The sequence below is a fragment of the Kitasatospora sp. NPDC051170 genome (genome assembly GCF_044455705.1).
Lineage (GTDB): Bacteria > Actinomycetota > Actinomycetes > Streptomycetales > Streptomycetaceae > Kitasatospora.
On sequence record NZ_JBITFA010000015.1, the window covers coordinates 66,811 to 83,724 of the forward strand.

Here is a 16,914-nt window from a genome sequence, read left to right on the forward strand (position 1 = left end):
GATGCCAACCCGCGATAGCTCCGGCCAATGGCCCGGCCGCTCCGGTGATTTGAGTCGTCTTTAATCAGCCTTGACCCGACCATGCCCCTGGCATTCCGTTCGGGCGGCGGCTAGGCTCCCCGGCGGGGAAGTAACCGAGCGGCGGGCCGACCGTTTCCGGCCGGCCGGCCCGCCGCGCGCCCACTTCCCTCTGCCGGAGCCTTAGTTGTCCACGCCGTTGGCCCACAGGCCGTCGACCTGGCTGCGCTCGTTGCCGTCCGGGTACGGGTTGGTGCAGGACGGGCCGGGGCCGCCGCCGGACATCAGCTCGCTGCACGGGCCCTCGTAGTGGTCCGGCAGGCCCAGCACGTGGCCGGTCTCGTGCGCGGTGACGCGCAGCGAGTCGTACTGCTGGTTCTGCGAGTAGTCCAGGAAGACGTACCCGTGTCCGTGGCCGTCCGTGCTGGCGTACGAGCCGCGGCTGTCGTCGCCCTCGTAGTACGAGAAGTCGCCCTGCCCGCTGGACTGCTGGAGCTGGACGTTGCTCACCGAGCTGTTCCAGATCTGCGCGGCGTTGGAGATCTGGCTGCTGAAGGAGGGCGCGTTGGAGGTGTCGTAGGTGACGGTGACGGTCTGCAGCCACGGGTTGGCGGCCTGCCGGGCCTTGGCGGAGGCCATCACGGCCTTGAAGAACGCCTCGTTGTTCGCCGCCTCGGCGGCCGAACCGGCGTACGTCGTACGGGAGTTCGCCTGCGCGGTGTAGCCGCTCACGCCCTGGGCGGCGTGGACGGCGGGCGCGGCGGAGGCGGCCACGACCGGCAGGGCGACGAGGCCGGTGGCGAGGGCCAGGCCGAGGGTTGCGGACAGCACGGATCGCTTCATTCCTGGGGGCTCCGTAGTTCGCGGCGCGCCTGCCGGCCGTGGCCGGTTGGGGGCCGGGCCACGGTGGCGACGCGCGGTGGGGGCCGCCCCGGCAGTCGGCCGGGACGGTTCGTTGCCCCAGAGCTTCGACCCGTGGGGGCCCGGAGCGGATGATGCCAATCCGCGATAGTGCGACCGCATACCGGTGGGAATCCGCCGCGTACCTGAATCCGCGTACCGGAATCCGCGCGCCGAATCGCGCTGCGATTGATTGGCTGTCATGTCCTTGGCGAGACAGGCGTTCGGCGTTTATGCTCCGGGCGTGGAGCTCGACGTGAGACACCTCCGGGTGCTGTGCGCGATCGCCGACACCGGCAGCCTCCGCAAGGCCGCGCTCCAGCTCGGCATGACCCAGCCCTCCCTCACCACCCAGCTGCACCGCATCGAACGGGCCATCGGCGGAACGCTGTTCACCCGCGAGCAGACCGGAAGCCGCCCCACCGCGCTCGGCCACTCCGTGCTCTCCCGGGCCCGCCCGGTGATCGCCGAGATGGCGGCCCTGGTGGCCGCCGCCCGCCAGGAGGCCCGGGAGGTCACCGGTCCCGGGCGCCAGCGCCGGCTGCGCATCGGCAGCGTCGGCAGTCGCGCGGTCGCGGCCTGGCTGCGCCGGGTGCACGACCGGCTGCCGGACACCGACACCACCATCCACGTGGACATCTCCGCCAGCGCGCTGGTGCGGATGGTCGCCGCCGACCAGCTGGACGTGGCCTTCGTGTACGAGAGCGAGGGCTTCCCACTACGGGTGCCGCCGGACGCCGAGCACCGCGTACTGATGGCCCGCGAGCCGCAGTTCGTCGCGCTCTCCGCCGGGCACCCGGCCGCCGGGCGTCCGGTGGTCCACCTCGCCGACCTCGCCGAGGACACCTGGATGGTGGACCCGACCGCCGACCACGAGTACGCGGCGATGCGCCGGGTCTTCAGCGAGGCGGGCCTCAACCCCCGCGTCGTCCAGGTGCGGGACAACGCCACCGCCGCCGAGCTGGTCGCCTCCGGCGAGGCCGTCCGCCCCTGCCAGCCCACCTCCCTGCCCGGCCCCGGCACCGTCGTGCGCCCCGTCTTCGGGGACCCGCTGGCCGTGCGGCTGCTGTTCACCTGGCGGCCCCGTGTCCTCAGCCCGCCCGCCCTGGACGCGCTGTACGGGGACCTGCGCGCCGCCTACCTGGACCTGGCCAAGGTCAACCCGGCCTACCTGGCCTGGCTGGCGCGGCACGAACCGGTGCTGCTGGAACGGGCGCAGCCCGCCTGAGGGCCGGCCTAGGCCCTCTCCTCCCGGCTGTGCACCGTGACGCCCACCGCGATCATCAGCGCGCAGACCAGCCCGGCCGCGAGCACCCCCGAGGTGCCCAGCGCCGTACAGGCCAGCACCAGGACGGCCCCGGCGGGCGCGATCGACTGGGCGAGCGCCCCGCGCTTGGTGTGCCGGGAGTGCAGGAACCAGACCGTGAACAGGTAGACCGCGGTGGGCACGGTGACGGTCGCGGCGGCGGCCGTCTCGGAGATCTCCGCCTTGTGCACGGCCGACTCCACCGCCACCTCCAGCCCGGTGCCGATCGCCGCCGCCGAGGCGAACACCACGTAGTGGCCGTAACCCCAGGCGAACGCCTGCCGGTTGGAGCGCAGGTGCGTGTGGACGGACCGCGCGAAGTAGATCCACCAGGCGGCGAAGCAGATCAGCAGCCCGCCGACGGCCACCGGCACCAGCCGGCCCAGCTCCTCGTGCTCGTCCACCGCCGACTGCACCGCCACCGTCGCCGCGGCCACCGTCTCGCCGAGGACGATCAGCGTGAACAGCCCGTACCGCTCGGCGATGTGGTGCGGGTGCCAGGAGGTCTGCATCCGCAGCTCGGCGAGCACCGGCACGGCCAGCTCGCACACGACCCCGAGCGGGATGACGTACGGCCTGGCGGCGTCGGGCAGCACCAGCATCACCACCCAGCCGGCCTGGCACAGGGTGATCCCCGCCGCGTACCGCAGCGCGACCCGGCGCGCCTCGCCCTGCTCCCCGGTCGCCGCGCGCAGCCACTGGGTGACCATCGCCAGGCGCATCACCACGTACCCGGTGATCGCGAGCACGAGGTCCTGGGCGGTGAACAGCCTCGGCACCCCGGCGGCCAGGATCAGCACCCCGGCGATCTGCACCAGCGTGGTGACCCGGTACGGGACGTCGTCGACGTCGTACGCGGAGGCGAACCAGGTGAAGTTCATCCAGGCCCACCAGATCGCGAAGAACGCCAGCACGAATCCGCGCAGGCCCTCCCCGTAGTGCCCGGCCGCCAGGGAGTGGGCCAGCTCGCGCCCGGCCTGGCCGACCGCGACCACGAAGCAGAGGTCGAAGAACAGTTCCAGCGGGGTCGCCACCCGGTGCGGCTCGTGGCGGTCGCGCGGGACCATCCGGCGCACCGGGCGCGGGTCGACGGGGTGCGGGCGGGGTGCTCCTGCGGCGGGGTCGCTGGCCATCGGTGCTGCTCCACGGGGGTGCGGTGGGGTGCGGGCGGGGTGCGGGCGGGACATACGGGCGGGGGTGCGGGCGTGCCGTCCCGCGCATCCTGGCAGCGGCGCGGGCCCGGCGCACGCACCGGCGCGCTGTGCCGGTGCGCGCCGAACCGAGCTCGGTCAATTCCGGTCATTCCAGACACAGATGGTCACGAATATCCCTTTTCTCCCTTGCCGTCAGCCGTAGTTGACGCCCCCGTGCGCGAAGTGGGTGACAGCACGGAGGGTTTCCTGGCGCGCCCCGCGCGCTGCGCGGCGACCGACCCGGACACCCCGCTAGATTCGTCCCCGGTTGGAAGCGGACGCGGGCCCTGCGGGGCCCCACGAGACGGGCGGCCTGCGGGCAACGCGGAAGGTCAAGGCCGGTGGCACGGCGACGGGGGCGGCGGAACCGGCCTCCCCGCGCCCGCCCCGTCGGCCTCGTGATCACCGCGCTGCTCGCCAGCTCCTCACTCCGCGTGCCCGTCCGAATACGATTCGGCGGATCGGTCGGAGGGCATGTAAAGTCTCCGATGTCAGCAGGCGCCGCTAGCTCAGTTGGTTAGAGCAGCTGACTCTTAATCAGCGGGTCCGGGGTTCGAGTCCCTGGCGGCGCACAGACAGCCGGAAGGCCCTTCGCGAGAGCGAGGGGCCTTCCGTCGTTTCCACACCGCTCCACACCGCTCCGCTCCGGACAGTCCGGACAGTCCGGACGGGCGGCGATTCGAAGCACCCCCGCGGAGCGTGTATTGTTCTCCGGGTCAGCAGGCGCCGCTAGCTCAGTTGGTTAGAGCAGCTGACTCTTAATCAGCGGGTCCGGGGTTCGAGTCCCTGGCGGCGCACAGACACTTGGGGAGCCTCTCGCATCAGCGAGAGGCTCCCTGATTTTTTGCCCTTCGACGTCCGATTTGTGTGTGATGTCGGTCTCGATTCCCCTTTCGACGGAGTCGACCGGCCCCTTTCGGACGTCCTGGGCAGTACACCGGAACCGGGACAAAGGTCCCCAACCGTCCCTCCCCCCGCCCGTGCAGGCCGGCCAGGTCCGCCCGCAGGAAAGGCCGCGCTTTGTCCCGAAACGCCCAGAGCGGCCCTCGCACGCCGTCGAGCACGCCGTTGATGAAACTCAGGCCGATCAAGCGCCTCAGGCGCCCGACCGCGGGCGGAACAGGCGGAGCGGGCGGCAAGAGGCCCAAGCGCACCGGCTGGCGCCGGCTGATCCCCACCTGGCGGATGACCCTGCTCGGCTTCGCCTCGGCGATCCTGCTCGGCGTCGGGCTGTTCGCCCTGGGCATCGCCCTGGTGAAGGTCCCGGACGCGCACGCCACCGCCGTCGCGCAGAGCAACACCTGGCTCTACTCGGACGGCTCGGTGATCACCCGCACCGGCCAGACCAACCGGCAGAACGTGAGCCTGGACAAGGTCTCCCCCGCCGCCCAGCACGCCGCCCTGGCCGCCGAGGACCGCAACTTCTACAACGAGGGCGCGATCAACGTCCAGGGCCTGGCCCGCGCGGCCCTCAACACCGCCAAGGGCGAGGGCACGCAGGGTGGTTCCACGATCACCCAGCAGTACGTGAAGAACACGTACCTGAACCAGAAGCAGTCCGTCACCCGCAAGGTGAAGGAGCTGTTCATCGCCATCAAGGTGGACGCCACCGAGAGCAAGGACGAGATCCTCGCCGGCTACCTGAACACCTCCTACTACGGCCGCGGCGCCTACGGCATCCAGGCCGCCTCCCAGGCGTACTTCGGCGTCGACGCCTCCGCCCTCAACGCCGCCCAGGGCGCCTACCTGGCCACCCTCCTGAACGCCCCCAGCGCCTACGACGTCGCCACCGCCACCCCGGCGGGCAAGCAGAACGCCGTCAACCGCTGGAACTACGTGATGGACGGCATGGTCAAGGAGAACTGGCTCCCGGCCGACGAGCGCGCGAAGACCGTGTTCCCCGAGGTCAAGGACCCGCAGCCCAACCCCGGCCTCTCCGGCCAGGCCGGCTACCTGGTCGACGCGGCCACCCAGTACCTCACCGCGAACGGGATCATCAACGAGACCGAGCTCGCCAAGGGCGGCTACACCGTCAAGCTGAGCATCGACCCGAACCGCCAGCAGGCCCTCCAGGACTCCGTCCAGGCGCAGCTGCACGACAACCTGAACCCGGACAAGCGCAAGAAGGACGCCGCCGCCCAGGCCGGCGCCGTCTCCGTCGACCCGAGGACCGGCGCGGTCGTCGCCCTGTACGGCGGCGTCGACTACGTCAAGCACTACGTCGACAACGCGACCAGGCGTGACTACCAGGCCGGCTCGACCTTCAAGCCGATCGCCCTGGCCGCGGCCTTCGAGAACAACGCCCGGACCCAGGACGGCCGCACGATCACCCCGCGGACGATCTACGACGGCACCAGCGGCCGCAAGGTCCGCGGCGCCAAGGGCACCCCGTACGCGGCGCCCAACGAGGGCGACAAGAGCTACGGCCAGATCAGCCTCCAGCAGGCCACCGACTGGTCGGTCAACTCGGCCTTCACCCAGCTCGCGCAGGACGCCGGGCTGCAGAAGGTGAAGGACACCGGCATCGCGCTGGGCCTGCCCTCCAACACCCCGAGCCTGGACGCCATCCCCTCGATCCCGCTGGGCACGGCCACCCCGAGCGTGCTGGACATGGCCGGCGTGTACGCCACGCTGGACAACGGCGGCAAGCAGATCACCCCGTGGCTGGTCGCCGCCGTGGACCGCGAGGGCGAGGCCGTGCCGCTGCCCGCGCACAAGACCACCCAGGCGATCAGCGCGGACACCGCGAACCAGGTCACCTCGATGCTCCAGGGCGTGGTGAGCGACCCGGGCGGCACCGGCTGGCGGGCGAAGGCGCTGGGCCGCCCGGTGGCGGGCAAGACCGGCACCACCGACGAGCAGAAGTCCGTCTGGTTCGTCGGCTACACCCCCGAGCTGGTCACCTCCGTCGCCCTGTTCGGCCAGGACCCGGCCACCGGCGCCCAGGTCTCGCTCAGCGGCGTCGGCGGCATCGACGGCGCGGCGGGCGGCCAGTTCCCGGCGCAGATCTGGACGGGCTACATGAAGGCGGCGCTCAAGGGCCAGCCCGTGAGCGACTTCGCGACCCCGGCCGACGGCGCCGCGGACGCGGGCCCCACCGACGCCCCGACCACCCCGTCCACCCCGAGCGCGAGCCCCTCCACCGGCACCCCCGGCGGGGCGACCGGCGGCACCACCCCCGGCGACGGCTCCACCTCGGGCGGCTCCGGCGGCAGGCCGACCACCGAGCCGACCGCTCAGCCCACCACCCAGCCGACGGCCCGGCCGACCAACCGCCCCACTCCCCGGCCGACCCCGACCACCCCGCCGACCAGCCAGCCGACGACGCAGCCGACCAGCCCGGCCACGGGCGGGGCGGCGGGCGGGGCGGACTCGGGCGCCGGGGCAAGCGGGTAAGCCCGGCGGGCGGGTTCGGGCGGGTGTGAGCACTCCACTGCGGAGCGTTCGAGGCAGGACCGAATGACGGAATGGCACCTTACCGATATGCCGGTATGACTGTCAGAATGCGTCGGTGCACAGCTCAACCGCCTCAACCGCCTCACCCGCCCGCCCCTCCGGCCGCTCCCTCGGCCTCGGCCTCGCGCTGGTCTCCGCCTTCGCCTTCGGAGGCTCCGGAACCGCCGCCAAACCCCTGATCGAGGCCGGACTCTCCCCCCTGCACGTGGTGTGGCTGCGGGTCACCGGCGCCGCCGTGGCACTGCTGCCCATCGCCTACAAGCACCGGGACGCCGTCCTGCGCCGCCCGGGCCTGCTCCTCGGCTTCGGCCTACTGGCGGTGGCCGGCGTCCAGGCCTGCTACTTCGCGGCGATCTCCCGCATCCCGGTCGGCGTCGCCCTGCTCATCGAGTACCTCGGGCCGCCGCTGCTCATCGGCTACGTGAAGTTCGTGCAGCGCAAGCCCATCAGCCGGGGCGCGGCCATCGGCGCGGGCGTCGCCGTCACGGGCCTGGCCTGCGTGGTCGAGGTGTGGAACGGCCTGAGCTTCGACGCCGTCGGCGTGCTCTTCGCCCTCGGCGCGGCCTGCTGCCAGGTCGGCTACTTCGTGCTCGCCGACGCCGGCGCCCGCGGCGAGCGGCCCGTCGACCCGCTGGCCGTCAGCGCCTTCGGGCTGCTCGTCGGCGCCGTGCTGCTCACCGTGTTCACCCGGCCCTGGCAGGCCGACTGGGGAGTGCTCGGCGGCTCGGTGGTGATGAACGGGCACAGCCTGCCCGCGCTGATCCCGGCCGCCTGGATGGTGCTGATCGCCACCGTGCTCGCCTACCTGACCGGTGTGACCTCGGTGGGCCACCTCTCACCGCCGGTCGCGGGCGTGGTCGCCAACCTGGAGGCGGTGGTCGCCACCGTCCTGGCCTGGGTCCTGCTCGGCGAGCACCTGGGCGCGCCGCAGATCGCCGGCGGCCTGCTGGTCCTGGCCGGCGCCTTCGCCGCGCAGGCGAGCAAGGCGGCCCCGGCCGAGGCCGTGCCGTCGAAGGGGCCTCAGGCCCCGAGGGAGAAGGTCACCGCCGACCGAGGCGGTCAGCGACCGACCCAGCCGAACCAGTCGAAGTGACCGAGCGGCCACACGACCGCTGACACCGGTCCGACCACGTTGTCCACCGGCACGGCCCCGCCGCCCGGGCCCTGCCGGTGGTAGCGGGAGTCGGCCGAGTCGCTGCGGTGGTCGCCCTCGACCCAGACGTACCCGGCGGGCACCGTCACCGGGCCGAAGTCCAGGCCCGCGCAGGAGTCGTCCCCGGGGTGCAGGTACGGCTCGTCGACCTTCTTCCCGTCCACCGCCAGCGTGGTGCCCTTGCACTCCACGGTGTGGCCGCCGGTCGCGATGACCCGCTTGACCAGGTAGTTGTCGTCCTTCGGCGGCACGAGCCCGACGAAGCTCAGCACCGAGGTCGCGGCCCCCGTGACGGGGTTGGAGTCGGCCGGCTGCGGCGGCAGCCAGCCGCCCGGGTCCTTGAACACCACCGGCTGCCCCGGCTCCGGCTCCCAGCCGGTCAGCGGGGCCAGCTTGTTCACGCCCACCCGGTCGCCCACGCGCAGGGTGTTCTCCATCGAGCCGGACGGGATGGTGAACACCTGGAACAGGCAGGTCTTGATCAGCAGCGCGACCGCCAGGCCGACCACCACCATCACCGGCAGCTCGATCCACCACGGACGCGGCTTGCGCGCCGCCCGGCGGGCCTTGCGGTCACCGGCGCGGCCTCGGCGGCGCGCCTGCGCGCGCCCGCCGGGGGCGGTGGTCTCGGACTCGGACTCGCCGGTCGTCCCGGGCAGGTTCACCGCCATCGTCGCTGCTCCACTCTCCGGCCGGGGAAGACTGCAACCTACGCCAACCGTGGAGCGTCACGAAATCGGGCATTTACCCGGGCCCGACACTACGGGCCCGACACTCCGGGCCCGGGTCCGTACCCCGGCGGGGGCTCAGGCGCGGGCGATGGCCTCGTGGTGCCTGATCACCTCGGCGATGATGAAGTTCAGGAACTTCTCGGCGAAGACCGGGTCCAGCTTCGCCCCGGCCGCCAGCTCCCGCAGCCGCTTGATCTGGTCCCGCTCGCGGCTCGGGTCGGCCGCCGGCAGCTTGTGCTCGGCCTTGAGCCGGCCCACCCGCTGGGTCGCCTTGAAGCGCTCGGCGAGCATGTGGACCACCGCGGCGTCGATGTTGTCGATGCTCTCGCGCAGGCTGGTCAGCTCCGCCCGCACCTCGTCGTCGATCCCCCCGGACGTGCCGGTGGCGGGGGTCGTGGAGTGGTCCGTCATCGGGGTGGCTCCCGGTGTCTGGTGTGGGCGCCCGACCGTACGGCGGCCGGGCTCGGGCCGGCGCCAATCTAACAGGGTGCCCGGACCGGGCCTCCGCGTCACCGGATCCGTCCCACGATCCGGACACGGCTTCGGACCGCCCGCCGGGCGGCGGCTGCCCGTAGGCTGGGCCGTGCATGACAGGACGTGACGACTGCAGTCCCTCAGTGATGGAGGCACCGATCGTGGCAACCACCCGCACCGCGCACACCGAATGGGAAGGCGACCTGCTCCACGGCAACGGGCTGGTCACCTTCGACTCGTCCGGCATCGGCGAGTACCCCGTCTCCTGGCCGGCCCGCGCCGAGCAGCCGAACGGCAAGACCAGCCCGGAGGAGCTCATCGCCGCCGCGCACTCCGCCTGCTTCTCGATGGCCCTCTCCAACGGCCTGGCCAAGGCCGGCAACCCGCCCACCAAGCTCGACACCAAGGCCGACGTGACCTTCCAGCCCGGCACCGGCATCACCGGCATCCACCTGACCGTCGTCGGCCGGGTGCCCGGACTCGACGAGGCTTCCTTCGTGAAGGCCGCCGAGGACGCCAAGGCCAACTGCCCGGTGAGCCAGGCCCTGACCGGCACGACCATCACACTGTCGGCCTCCCTGGCCTGACGCGCCGGGCCTGACCCGTCGGGCCAGAGACCCCGGGACGGAGGTGGCGCACACCGCCACGAGTCCGCTCCCGACCGTTCCTGATCGGTTTTGATTCCACGGCGTCAGATCCTTGGCCGAATCGGGCCGTTCGGGGCGCAAACGGTGACCGCTTCGGCTCGTTCCGGCGCACGACCGGCGCCCCAGGGGCGCGGATTCGGCGCACACGCCCCCGGCGCACGTCATGTGATGTGCACCGGGGGCGTCCGCACGTATCGGGACACATGATCACAAGGCAGGCGAATCACCCTGGCGGCGGTCACCGCGCGTTGCCGTCGCGGCCTATGATCGGCCGCAGCGCCCTGTTCTTCACGCGGCTCTGCGCGCGAACAGCGCCCCACGACGGGCGCCCCGCACCGGACCGTCCGCGAGGACCGCGACAGAGTGCGGAGCCGGCCGCCGGGGTCTCCGTCCGGTCGGACTGACCAGCGTCAAGCGTCAGCAGCGGACGGGAGCATGCCGTGCCGGGCCAGAACGAGGGGGCCGACGCACACCACCCGGTCGTGCGGCACGAGGAGTCGCCACACCACCGCCACCCCGGCGCGCCGGTCCCGGCGCCCGCCGCCGCCGTCCACCCCTCGGGCACGGCCTGCGGCACCCTGGACGGCCCCGAGCAGCGGTTCTGCCCCACCTGCTCCTCCCCGCTGAGCGGCCCCGGCCCCGCGGAAGCCGACCCGACGGGCGACGACCGGTTCCGCACCGCCTTCTGCAACGCCGGCATCGGCATGGCCCTGATCGGCCCCGACGACCGCATCATCGAGGTCAACCCGGCCCTCGCCGCCCTGATCGGCCGCGGCGTCGCCAACCTCGTCGGCACCCACCTCCACGAGATCATCGACCCGGAGGGCCTGCCGAACCGGCTCTTCTCCGAACTCGTCCACGGCGGGCGGGAACGGTTCCGCGTGGAGAAGCAGCTCAAGCACCGCGCCGGCCACGCGGTGTGGAGCAAGGTCACCGTCTCCCTGATCCGCGACGGCGCCGGCGAGCCGCTCTACACCCTCGCCCTGGTCGAGGACATCACCGAGCAGCGCCGCCTCGGCGACCGCCTGGAGTACCAGGCCCTGCACGACCCGCTCACCCGGCTGCCCAACCGCACCTTCTTCTTCGAGCGCCTCGACGCCGCCTGCCTCACCGTCGAGGGCCCCTCCCCCACCCAGCCGGACGGGCGCCGCGTCGGCGTCTGCTACCTCGACCTCGACGGCTTCGCCGCGATCAACGAGACCCTCGGCCACCACATCGGCGACCAGCTGCTGATCGCCGTCGCCACCCGGCTCCGGCACGGCCTCACCGACTCGCACCCGCATCCCGGCTCCCACCTCGTCGCCCGGATGGGCGGCGACGAGTTCGCCGTCCTGGTCCCCGACAGCGCGGGCAGCGAGCAGCTGACCGGGCTCGCCGCCCGCATCCTGGAGGCGCTGGAACGTCCCTTCGACGTCGCCGGGCACCGGCTGGTGATCACCGCCAGCGTCGGCGTCGTCGAACGCTCCGTCCACGAGACCACCCCGACCGACCTGGTCAAGGACGCCGACGCCACCCTCTACTGGTCCAAGGCCGACGGCCGCGCCCGCTGGACCCTCTACGACCCCGACCGAGGCGCCCACCAGCTCACCCGCCAGCGCCTGGCCACCGCGCTGCGCCCGGCCCTGGAGCGCGGCGAGTTCACCATCGAGTACCAGCCGCTGGTCGGCCTCGCGGACGGCACCGTGCACGGCGCTGAGGCCCTGGTCCGCTGGCGCCACCCCCGCTACGGGACGCTCTCCCCCGACCGCTTCATCCCGCTCGCCGAGGAGTCCGGCGCGATCGTGCCGCTCGGGAAGTGGGTGCTGGAGGAGTCCTGCCGCCAGGCGCGGCAGTGGCTCAGCGAGTTCCCCGACACCGAGACCTTCGTGAGCGTCAACCTGGCGGCCCGGCAGATCTGGGACTCCGACGTGGTCGCCGACGTCGCCCGGGCGCTGGAGACCACGGGCCTGCCGGCCCGGCTGCTCCAGCTGGAGATCACCGAGAGCGCTCTGCTCGGCCCCGGCGGGCGCCCCTCCCAGGCCCTCCAGGCGCTCGCCGACATGGGCGTGCGGATCGCCATCGACGACTTCGGCACCGGCTACTCCAACCTGGCCTACCTCTCCCGGCTGCCGGTGCACGTGCTCAAGCTCGACGGCACCTTCATCAAGGGCTTCCGCGACCCGGCCCCGGCGCCCCTGACCGACCCGCCCCTGACCGACCCGCCCCGGCACGGCGCCCGCCGCAGCGACGCGGACGAGCAGATCGTCGGTGCGATGGTGCAGCTGGCGCACACCCTCGGGCTGACCGTCACCGCCGAGGGCATCGAGAGCGCCGCCCAGGCCGAACGCCTGCGGCTGACCGGCTGCGACACCGCCCAGGGCTGGTACTTCGCCCGCCCCGGCGAGGCGGAACGGGTCGCGGCCATACTCCGCGAGGCCCGGCCCGCCCCGACGGCGGGCTAGCTCAGCCCCCGGTCGTCAGCCCGTACGCCTCGGCGATCAGGCCGTAGGAGCGCAGCCGGGCCTCGTGGCCGTGGATGTGCGAGGTGACCATCAGCTCGTCCACCCCGGTCCGCTTGCGCAGGGCCTCCAGGCCGTCCGCGACCTCGCCGGGCGAGCCCAGCACCACGTTCTCGAACCAGTGGTCGACGAAGTCCGCCTCCACCGGGCTGTACGGGTACTCCTCGGCCTCCTGCGGGGTCGGGATCGGGCCGGGGGTGCCGCGGCGCAGCCGGAGCATGCCGAGGGCGGCGGAGCGGGCGAGGCGGCGGGCCTCGGCCTCGTCCCCGGCCGCGACGGCCGTCACGCCGATCAGCGCGTACGGCTCGGAGAGCACCGCGGAGGGGCGGAAGGAGGAGCGGTAGAGGTCCAGCGCGGGCAGGGTGTTGGCGGCGCTGAAGTGGTGGGCGAAGGCGAAGGGCAGGCCCAGGCGTCCGGCGAGCTGGGCGCTGAAGCCGGAGGAGCCGAGCAGCCAGACCGGCGGGCGGTCCTCGCTTCGGGGGACGGCGGTGAGCCGGGCGTACGGGTGGCCGTCGGGGAAGTCGCCGTCGAGGAAGTGGGTCAGTTCGGCGAGCTGCTGCGGGAAGTCGTCCGCGCCCTCGCCGCCGAGGCCGCGGCGCAGGGCGCGGGCGGTGGCCTGGTCGGTGCCGGGGGCGCGGCCGAGGCCGAGGTCGATCCGGCCGGGGTGGAGGGCCTCCAGCAGGCCGAACTGTTCGGCGATGGTCAGCGGGGCGTGGTTGGGCAGCATGACGCCGCCGGAGCCGAGCCGGATGGTGCTGGTGTTCGCGCCGAGGTGGGCGAGCAGGACGGCCGGGTTGGAGCTGGCCACGCCCGGCATGCCGTGGTGCTCGGCCACCCAGAAGCGGTGGAAGCCCCAGCCCTCGGCCCTGCGGGCCAGCTCGGTGGTGGCGGCCAGGGCCTCGGAGGGGGTGTGGCCGACCCCGACGGTGGCGAGGTCCAGGATGGAGAGCGGAGCGGGGGCGCTCCCCCGGGCGGTGCCTCTGATCGCCGCTCCGGGCTCCGGCGCGGTCCGCTGCCCCTGCTGGTCCTGCTGGTCCTGCTGGTCCTCGGTGGTCATGCCCGTCCGTCCCTTCGGCTCTCCTCGGGGCGGCCTGGCGCCGGCCCGTGTTCGCCGACGGGGGTCAACCACGGGGGCGGGCCCCCTGTTCCCGAAGTGTTCCCGTTCCCGGAGTGTTCCCGGGGGCCTCTGGTTCCGGGGTGCTTCATGCCATGAAAAGTCGAAGCGCTAGCGTTGAGCATGGAGCCATCCGCTCCCCGGGTGACGAGGGCGACGAGAAGGAGGGACGGGCCTTGGACTTTCTGACGGCGATCGGTTCCTCGTGGATCTGCGCCCTGGCGATCTGCGCGGTCCTCGGGGACGCCCTGCTCCCGTTCATCCCCAGCGGGACGCTGGTCATCCTGGCGGTGCTCAAGACCGCCCAGGTCGAGGGCGCCCCGATCATGCTCGGCCTCGGCGTGGCGGTGGCCTCGTTCCTCGGCGACGTGCTGCTGCTCCACCTGGCCCGAAGAGGGGCTCCCGTCCTGCAGCGCCGGCTCGCCCGGCGGCCGAAGCTGGCGGCCAGCGTGGCGCGGGTGCAGCAGGCGCTGGTCGACCGGCCGCACGGCGCGGCCGCGGCGATGGTGGTGATCGCGCGGTTCGTCCCGGCGGGGCGGACGGTGCTGGACGTGGCGATCGGCCACGGGCCCCATCACCATCACCGGTTCCTGCACTGGTCGGCGCTGGCGGCGCTGGTCTGGGCCGCGTACATCGTGACGCTGGGCTGGCTGAACAGCCACTGGTTCAACACGGCCTGGCTGAGCCTGGCCGTGTCCTGCGCGGCGGCCACGGCCGTCAGCACGGCGATCGCGCGCGTGGTGCGCCGCAACCGGCGCCTGGCCGCGCTCTGACGACTGCCCACGTGCCCCGTCCGGGCAACCGCGCTGCCCGGAAGGGCGACGGAGGACACCGGGCGCTGACGAACTCTGACCGATTCGTCCCGACCGGCGGTACGGTACTGCCCTGACGGCCCGGCGAGCGAAGCGTCACAGGACCGCAACAGAGCGCCGGTTCCCGCAGCCGGGCCGGCCCACCGTGCGTGGTGACTGTTGTCGGGGTCCAGTGGCCTTGGTCGCGACTGCGGCCGCATGACATGCTTACGGCGGATAATTCATCAATTGCCCGATTTGACCGGTACGGCCTCCGGGCCGCCCTCACCACCGGCGTCGGCGTCCAGGGGAGACCATGACCAGCATCTCGCGCAGGACGGTGCTCAGTGCGACCGCCGCGACCGCCGCCCTCGGCGCGGTCACGGCCTGTTCCAGCGGCGGATCGGGTTCGACGGGCTCCACCCCCGGTTCCGGCGGCGACGCCGGCACCCCGCAGAACAGCGGCGGCGACCCGACGAAGACCGTCGTGCCCAAGGGCGCCCCGATCGGCGACGGCTCCACCGCGGACACCGGCCCGCAGCCGAACCAGCCCAAGCCCGAGAAGCTCAAGCCGGGCGAGCGCCCGCCGCAGTTCGTGGTCTTCTCCTGGGACGGCGCCGGCGGCACCGACGACAACCAGTTCCCCCGCTTCCTCAAGCTCGCGGAGCAGTACAAGGCGTCGATGACCTTCTTCCTCTCCGGCATCTACGCGCTGCCGAAGGGCAAGTCGGACCTGTACCACCCGCCGAAGCACTCGGTCGGCGCCTCCGACATCCCGTACCTCTCGGACGGCGCGGTCAAGAGCACCCTCAAGCTCATCAGCCAGGCGTGGCTGGCCGGGCACGAGATCGGCACGCACTTCAACGGGCACTTCTGCTCCTCCCGTCCGGACAAGAACGGGGTCAACATGTGGACCCCGGAGGACTGGCAGAGCGAGATCGACCAGGCCATCGGCTTCGTCACCCAGTGGAAGACCAACACCGGCTTCACCGACGTCGACCCGCTGCCCTTCGACTACAAGAAGGAGCTGATCGGCGGCCGCACCCCCTGCCTCGAGGGGCAGAAGGCGCTGCTGCCGACCATCGCCAAGCTGGGCTGGAAGTACGACGCCAGCTCCCCCGGCGGCCTCCAGATATGGCCGCAGAAGGTGCAGGACGGCAAGGTCTGGGACTTCCCGCTGCAGTCCATCCCGTTCCCCGGGCACGCCTACCAGGTGCTCTCGATGGACTACAACATCCTGGCCAACCAGTCCAAGGGCAGCACCAAGGGCGACCCGAACATGTACGGCGCCTGGCGCACCGAGGCCGCCGGCGCGTACGTCGCGGGCTTCGAGCGGGCGTACAACAGCAACCGGGCGCCGTTCTTCGTCGGCAACCACTTCGAGCAGTGGAACGGCGGCATCTACATGGACGCCGTCGAGGAGGCCCTCAAGCAGATCGCGGGCAAGCCGGACGTGCGGCTGGTCTCCTTCAAGCAGCTCGTCGAGTGGCTCGAGGTGCAGGACCAGTCCACGCTGCGCAAGCTCCGCTCGCTCAACGTCGGGCAGGCGCCGTCGGGCGGCTGGGAGGCGTTCCTCGGTTCGGCGGGCGCGTCGGCCGCCCCGGGCACGCCGGGCGCGACGGGCTGACCCTGTTTCCCGTGGGCCCCGGACGGTGGTTGCCGTTCGGGGCCCTGGCACGTCACCCGGCGAGCAGGCCGCGCACGATCCGGTCGGCGCCGGCCTCGCCCCAGAGGATCGAGTAGTGGTTGCTGCCGGGCACGGGCGAGGCGGGCACCCGGGTGGTGTCCAGGCCGGCGAGGGCGATCCGCCCGGCGTCGTACAGGCCCTGCGGCTCGTCGAGCAGTCCGCGTTCCGCCCACAGGAGTTCGGCCGGGCAGGGCAGGTGGTGGACGGCGGCGGCCGCCTCCGGGTCGAGCAGCACCTGGGCGCCGTCGGTGCGGACGGCCTCGGGCACGCAGGAGGAGCGCAACTCCGGTTCCTCGCCGACCAGATCGCGCTGGGTGTAGGCGTCGAGCTCCCGCGTCCACGCGCCGCCGAAGGCCGGGTGGCGGAGCCAGAACTCCCGGTAGGCGGCGCGGTCGGGGAAGGTGGTCGACAGCCGGGCCAGGGCCGGGCCGAGCACGGCGGCGAGGGCGTCGTCCGCGTCGACCCCCTCGGGCAGCGGGAAGGTCAGCGCGCCGTCCACCAGCAGGGCCCTGCGCACGAGTCGGGGGTGCCGCACGGCCGTCAGGGCGGTGACCCAGGCGCCCATCGAGTGACCGACCACGGTGACAGGCCCGACGCCCAGGGCGGTGATGAGGGCCGCCACGTCGTCGGCGTGCCGGGCCAGGCCGTACGGGCCGGAGACGGTACGGCTGGCGCCGCGGCCGCGCAGGTCGGGCGCGAGCAGGGTGGCCCGGCCTTCGAGGCGGCGGGCGACCTCGAACCAGGACAGGCCGTTGGCGGTGATGCCGTGCACCGCCACGACCACCGGGGCCCCCGGCTCGGCGGCCGGCCAGCGCAGGACGGTGAGGCCACCGCCGGGGACGGGGACGGTGAACTCCTCGGGGTGCGGGCTCACGCGGGGTACCTCCGGTAGGTCTTTCGGCGGGAATGCCGGAACCGTAGGTGTGCGGTGGAAGCCGCGACATGT

At 72.9% G+C, this 16,914-nt stretch carries 13 protein-coding genes and 2 tRNA genes; 9 read left to right on the forward strand and 6 right to left on the reverse strand.

Features of this window, described 5'->3' with window-relative positions:
• Positions 1-201: 201 nt before the first annotated feature.
• Positions 202-861: a snapalysin gene (gene snpA, locus ACIBCA_RS28005; protein ID WP_396285784.1), complete on the reverse strand. Its 660-nt coding sequence runs from the start codon at positions 859-861 to the stop codon at positions 202-204.
• A 301-nt stretch (positions 862-1,162) separates the two neighbouring features.
• Here snpA and ACIBCA_RS28010 point away from each other — a divergent pair, with 301 nt between their 5' ends.
• The gene (locus ACIBCA_RS28010) at positions 1,163-2,146 is read left to right on the forward strand and encodes a LysR family transcriptional regulator (protein ID WP_396285785.1); all 984 of its coding nucleotides are present in this window, start codon (positions 1,163-1,165) and stop codon (positions 2,144-2,146) included.
• Between the two features lie 8 nt (positions 2,147-2,154).
• Here the strand turns inward: ACIBCA_RS28010 and ACIBCA_RS28015 are convergent, their stop codons facing one another.
• Positions 2,155-3,357 (reverse strand): low temperature requirement protein A, encoded by a 1,203-nt coding sequence (locus tag ACIBCA_RS28015; protein ID WP_396285786.1) that lies wholly within the window; start codon positions 3,355-3,357, stop codon positions 2,155-2,157.
• Between the two features lie 558 nt (positions 3,358-3,915).
• Between ACIBCA_RS28015 and ACIBCA_RS28020 the strand changes: the two genes are divergently transcribed.
• From ACIBCA_RS28020 to ACIBCA_RS28035, 4 genes are all read left to right on the forward strand, one after another.
• Positions 3,916-3,989: transfer RNA gene (locus ACIBCA_RS28020), tRNA-Lys, on the forward strand.
• 151 nt (positions 3,990-4,140) lie between these two features.
• Positions 4,141-4,214 (forward strand) — tRNA-Lys (locus tag ACIBCA_RS28025).
• A gap of 274 nt (positions 4,215-4,488) precedes the next feature.
• On the forward strand, positions 4,489-6,813 hold the full coding sequence (locus ACIBCA_RS28030; protein WP_396285787.1) for a transglycosylase domain-containing protein: 2,325 nt from the start codon (positions 4,489-4,491) through the stop codon (positions 6,811-6,813).
• Between the two features lie 115 nt (positions 6,814-6,928).
• A complete protein-coding gene (locus ACIBCA_RS28035) occupies positions 6,929-7,966 on the forward strand; it encodes an EamA family transporter (protein WP_396285788.1) in 1,038 nt (345 codons plus the stop codon).
• Here ACIBCA_RS28035 and lepB read toward each other — a convergent pair.
• A complete protein-coding gene (gene lepB, locus ACIBCA_RS28040) occupies positions 7,933-8,697 on the reverse strand; it encodes a signal peptidase I (RefSeq protein WP_396285789.1) in 765 nt (254 codons plus the stop codon). The genes ACIBCA_RS28035 and lepB overlap by 34 nt on opposite strands.
• 135 nt (positions 8,698-8,832) lie before the next feature.
• Positions 8,833-9,168 (reverse strand): chorismate mutase, encoded by a 336-nt coding sequence (locus tag ACIBCA_RS28045; protein ID WP_031069932.1) that lies wholly within the window; start codon positions 9,166-9,168, stop codon positions 8,833-8,835.
• A gap of 224 nt (positions 9,169-9,392) precedes the next feature.
• On the opposite strand from ACIBCA_RS28045, the gene ACIBCA_RS28050 reads away from it, so the two are divergent.
• Both ACIBCA_RS28050 and ACIBCA_RS28055 read left to right on the forward strand, forming a co-directional pair.
• Positions 9,393-9,818 carry an OsmC family protein gene (locus ACIBCA_RS28050; protein ID WP_396285790.1) on the forward strand — a complete coding sequence of 142 codons (426 nt, stop codon included), beginning with the start codon at positions 9,393-9,395 and terminating at the stop codon, positions 9,816-9,818.
• A 500-nt stretch (positions 9,819-10,318) separates the two neighbouring features.
• The gene (locus tag ACIBCA_RS28055; RefSeq protein WP_396285791.1) at positions 10,319-12,319 is read left to right on the forward strand and encodes a putative bifunctional diguanylate cyclase/phosphodiesterase; all 2,001 of its coding nucleotides are present in this window, start codon (positions 10,319-10,321) and stop codon (positions 12,317-12,319) included.
• 1 nt (position 12,320) lies between these two features.
• Here the strand turns inward: ACIBCA_RS28055 and ACIBCA_RS28060 are convergent, their stop codons facing one another.
• Positions 12,321-13,433 carry an LLM class flavin-dependent oxidoreductase gene (locus ACIBCA_RS28060; protein WP_396285792.1) on the reverse strand — a complete coding sequence of 371 codons (1,113 nt, stop codon included), beginning with the start codon at positions 13,431-13,433 and terminating at the stop codon, positions 12,321-12,323.
• Positions 13,434-13,666: 233 nt separating this feature from the next.
• Between ACIBCA_RS28060 and ACIBCA_RS28065 the strand changes: the two genes are divergently transcribed.
• A complete protein-coding gene (locus ACIBCA_RS28065) occupies positions 13,667-14,263 on the forward strand; it encodes a DedA family protein (RefSeq protein WP_396285793.1) in 597 nt (198 codons plus the stop codon).
• A gap of 334 nt (positions 14,264-14,597) precedes the next feature.
• A complete protein-coding gene (locus ACIBCA_RS28070; protein WP_396285794.1) occupies positions 14,598-15,908 on the forward strand; it encodes a hypothetical protein in 1,311 nt (436 codons plus the stop codon).
• A 52-nt stretch (positions 15,909-15,960) separates the two neighbouring features.
• Here ACIBCA_RS28070 and ACIBCA_RS28075 read toward each other — a convergent pair whose 3' ends face one another.
• Complete coding sequence (locus ACIBCA_RS28075) at positions 15,961-16,842, reverse strand: alpha/beta fold hydrolase (RefSeq protein WP_396285795.1); 882 nt, start codon at positions 16,840-16,842, stop codon at positions 15,961-15,963.
• Positions 16,843-16,914: the final 72 nt, after the last annotated feature.

Bases quoted from the DNA above. Each gene is read 5' to 3' on its own strand.
- snpA (WP_396285784.1), bottom strand. From the start codon at position 861: ATGAAGCGATCCGTGCTGTCCGCAACCCTCGGCCTGGCCCTCGCCACC.
- ACIBCA_RS28015 (WP_396285786.1), bottom strand. From the start codon at position 3,357: ATGGCCAGCGACCCCGCCGCAGGAGCACCCCGCCCGCACCCCGTCGAC.
- ACIBCA_RS28030 (WP_396285787.1), top strand. From the start codon at position 4,489: ATGAAACTCAGGCCGATCAAGCGCCTCAGGCGCCCGACCGCGGGCGGA.
- lepB (WP_396285789.1), bottom strand. From the start codon at position 8,697: ATGGCGGTGAACCTGCCCGGGACGACCGGCGAGTCCGAGTCCGAGACC.
- ACIBCA_RS28045 (WP_031069932.1), bottom strand. From the start codon at position 9,168: ATGACGGACCACTCCACGACCCCCGCCACCGGCACGTCCGGGGGGATC.
- ACIBCA_RS28060 (WP_396285792.1), bottom strand. From the start codon at position 13,433: ATGACCACCGAGGACCAGCAGGACCAGCAGGACCAGCAGGGGCAGCGG.
- ACIBCA_RS28070 (WP_396285794.1), top strand. From the start codon at position 14,598: ATGACCAGCATCTCGCGCAGGACGGTGCTCAGTGCGACCGCCGCGACC.